Source organism: Actinoplanes sp. NPDC048791, from assembly GCF_040650095.1.
Classification (GTDB): Bacteria; Actinomycetota; Actinomycetes; order Mycobacteriales; family Micromonosporaceae; genus Actinoplanes.
Genome location: NZ_JBEZGQ010000850.1, coordinates 1 through 3,625, shown reverse-complemented (window position 1 = coordinate 3,625; position 3,625 = coordinate 1). Strand labels below are relative to the sequence as shown.

Annotated in this window: 2 protein-coding genes and 1 pseudogene; 1 reads left to right on the top strand and 2 read right to left on the bottom strand. The window is 73.5% G+C overall.

Annotation, left to right across the window (positions count from 1 at the left end):
• Both AB0C29_RS38340 and cysC read right to left on the bottom strand, forming a co-directional pair.
• Positions 1-1,521 (bottom strand): Wzz/FepE/Etk N-terminal domain-containing protein (locus AB0C29_RS38340; protein WP_360831234.1); only part of this gene is annotated, 1,521 nt, incomplete at its 3' end.
• 130 nt (positions 1,522-1,651) lie between these two features.
• Complete coding sequence (cysC, locus tag AB0C29_RS38335) at positions 1,652-3,175, bottom strand: adenylyl-sulfate kinase (protein WP_360555968.1); 1,524 nt, start codon at positions 3,173-3,175, stop codon at positions 1,652-1,654.
• A 156-nt stretch (positions 3,176-3,331) separates the two neighbouring features.
• Between cysC and AB0C29_RS38330 the strand changes: the two are divergent.
• Positions 3,332-3,625, top strand: a pseudogene (locus tag AB0C29_RS38330) (endoglucanase); the annotation flags it as partial.

The following is a 3,625-nucleotide window of genomic DNA, read 5'->3' as shown; positions in this document are numbered from 1 at the left end:
GACCACCGGCAGGTTCTGCTCGTCGGCCCGCATCGCGTTCAGCCGGGGCAGCACCACGGCACCCAGCAGCGGCGTGCCGACCCGGCTGAGCTGCTCGGCCGCGTCCAGCAGGGCCGGGCGCTTGGCCCGGCGCAGCTCGACCGCGAGGATGGCGGCGTCGGCCAGGCTGGCCAGGCTCTGCGCGTCGGCGCTGCTGCTGGTCGACGGCGCCTCGATGACCACGTAACCGGTCTGCCGGCGCAGCGCCTCCAGCGTGTCGCGCAACCGCTGGGACTGCATGAGCCCGGCCGCGGTCGCCGCGCCGCCGGTCGTGATGACCCGCAGCGACGGGATGCGCGGGGTGCGCTGCATCGCCTTGTGCAGACCGATCCGGCCGGCCAGCAGGTCGGACAGGCCCGGCATCGGCGCGACGCCGAGCATCCGGGCCAGCGGGGCCGCGTCCACGACGCTGTCCGGCAGGTGCGCGCCGATCAGCACGACATCACTTCCGGTACGTGCCAACGCCGCAGCCAGGTTCGCCGCCACCAGCGTGGTCGCCGAGCCCCGGCTGGCCCCGGTCACCACGATGATCTGGTCCCCGCTGTTCAGGCTGGCCAGGATCTCGTTGCGCAGCCGGTTGAAGACCCGCCCGCCCGGCCCGTACGGCTGCAGCACGTCGTCGAAGTGCGGGGTGGTCCGCTCGTCCAGTGCCGCCAGCACCGGGATCCGCCCCCGGTCGCGCACGTCGGCCGCGCTGCGCAGGCGCCGGTCGAAGCGTTCCCGGATGAAGGCCAGCGCCAGCCCGGCCAGCAGCCCGACCATCCCGCCGGTGGCGATGTTGAGCATCGCGTTCGGGCTGATCGGGGTCTCCGGCGCCCGGGCGTCGCTGATGATGCTGCCGGCGCCCACGGTGGCGGTGGTCAGCTCGTTGAGCCGGCCGGTGATGTTGTTGAGCTGGTTCTGCGAGTTGTTCCGCAGGCTCTCCAGGTTGCTGCGCTCGAAGCTGCCGTCCGCGGCCTTGGCCAGCCGGTTGTTGATGCTGCTCAGGTTGGTGGTGAGCTGCTTGGCCTTGAGGTTGAGCGTCTTGATCTGCTGGTCCAGCCCGGCCCGGGCGGTCTCCTCGCGGTTGCGCAGGTACGCCTCGGCGAACGCGTGCGACCCGGCCTGCGCGCCCTGCGGGGTGTCCGCCTGGAAGCGGATCACCAGCACGGTGGTGTTGGCCGGCACCTCGACGGAGACGTCGTGGGCCAGCTCGATCGGCGAGATCGGCGAGCGCAGCAGGGCCGCGGCCTTGACCGCGACCGCGCCCGAGCCGACCAGCTGGGCCTCGGTGTCCAGGTTGATCGGGCCCTTGGTCCGGCCGCCGGAGGCGTTGGTGTCCCCGGACACGGCCTGCACCAGCACCGAGGTCGATGATTCGTAGACCTTGGGCACGACCTGGGTGACCAGGGCGCCGAGCCCGAGCCCGGCCCCCGTGGCGGCGAGCACGACCCACCAGTGCCGGCGGAAGACGCCCAGGTAATGCGAGAGGTCGGCGGACACCGGGCGCGGATCTTCCATCGGTTCGGCGGCCCTTTCGGGGTGTGGAGTGAGTTGACGGCAATCGGGCGTTTCGCCCCCGTAGGGGGTAAACGGCCCGTGCGCCGATGCGTAACTACTCCGCCGCCACCGGTTACTTCATGTTCGGTTCCACCCAGCCGCTCTCCACCAGGTACGCCAGCACCACGTCGATGGCCTCGACCACGGTCATGTCCGTGGTGTCCAGGGTCAGCTCGGCGTCCGCCGGCACCTCGTACGGGTCGTCGATGCCGGTCATCCCGCGCAGCTGGCCGGCCCGGGCGCGGGCGTACAGGCCCTTGCGGTCGCGGCGCTCGCAGACCTCCAGCGGGGTCGCCACGTGCACCAGCACGAACCCGGCCCCGGCCTCGGTGGCCATCGCGCGCACGGCCGCCCGGGCGTCGGCGTACGGGGCGATCGGGCAGGCGATCGACATGCCGCGGTGCCGGGCCACCTCGGCCGCCACCCAGCCGATCCGCCGCACGTTGCGGTCGCGGTCGGCCCGGCTGAAACCGAGCCCGGCCGAGAGCTCGCGGCGCACCACGTCGCCGTCGAGGAAAGTGATCGTGCGCTCGCCGCTCTCCCGCAGCGAGTCGGCCAGGCCGCGGGCGATCGTGGACTTGCCGGAGCCGGAGAAGCCGGTGAAGAAGACGACCAGGCCGCGGTGCCGGCGCGGCGGACGGACCCGGGACAGCTCCTTGGCCACGGCCGGCGGGGTGTGCCACTCGGGCAGCGGGAAGCCGCGGTCGAGCAGGTCCTCCACCTCGGCCGGGGTCATCGCCAGCCGGCGGTTGCGGGGCGGGATGTCGTCGCGCCAGCGCCACTGACCGTCGCGGTTGTCGTAGGCGAGCTCGCGGGGGACCAGCACCCGCAGGCCGCCGCCGGAGAGCATGTCGCCGGTGGACAGGACGTGGGTGACGCCGTACGCCGTCGCCACCCGGGCCCGCAGCAGCGCGTCGCGCATCTCGTCGTTGCGCGGCATCAGCGGCACCGCGACGATCGTGGCCGGTGGCATCCGGTCGCGGGCCGCGAAGATCGCGCGGACCAAGGCCTCCGGCGGCAGCCCGTCCGGGCCGGGGCCGGTGACCGGGATGATGATCAGTAGGTGCGCCGCCAGGGTGCGGGCGGCGTGCGCGATCTGGGCCAGCTGCGGGCGGTGCAGCGGCCGGTCGGCGATGACCCCGAGGACCCGGCCCGGCGGGAGCAGGGCCTTCACTTCCTCCGGGGTACGCCGCAGCCGCTGGAACGGCCCGTGCCCGCCGTCGCCCATCCGGCGCACTGTGCCGCCGATGGCGTACATCTGCTCGGAGGTCGGCCAGGCGTCGCTGACCTCCACCGCGGCGACCGGCGCGCCCTCGGGGTCGGTCAGCACCACGGTGCGGCGCAGTGGATCGTCGAGGTCCAGGGCCGCGCCCATCTCGGCGGGGATCTCGCAGGTGACCCCGACCGGCCACGGGGTCCCGTCGGCGAGCCGGCCGCGGCGGCGCAGGGCCGTCAGGTCGGCCCGCCCGAGGAAGCCGGTCAGCGGCGCGTACGCCCCGGAGAGCAGCAACTCCAGGTCGGCGAGTTCGTGTGCGCGCGGCGTGTACGACGGCGCGTCACGCAGCACGTCCTCGGGCAGCACAGAACCGTCGTTCACCTAAGACTCCCCTTGCAGCGGCTTGAGGGACAGTTTCGCAGCCGCACTCCTTGCGGTCGAGCGGGGTCGGCACTCTGTCTGATCTAGACCGTCGCCACGCGGCGAACCGGCCGTGGTAGTCGACAAAACGGACTTTAGGTCGCATAGTGGGCGATCGTGAGACGTCGACCGCGCCGGACCAGGCTTCTGCACCTCATCGCCATGACGGCGATCTTTGCCCTCTCCGTGGTGGCCACCCTGTCGTGGGCCTGGACCGGCGGCGTCGATCAGCTCGGACTGCCCGGCACCGGACCCGTGGTCACCCGGCCCGGCGGGCCCCTGCCCCCGCTGCCCGGCGCCCGGCCGCCGGCGGAACCCGGCGTGCCGGCGATCCCCGGCGCCCCGACGGCCGGACCCAGCGCCTCGGGAGTGCCCGTACCGTCCGGGTCGGCTGCCCCGAGTGCTTCGGCC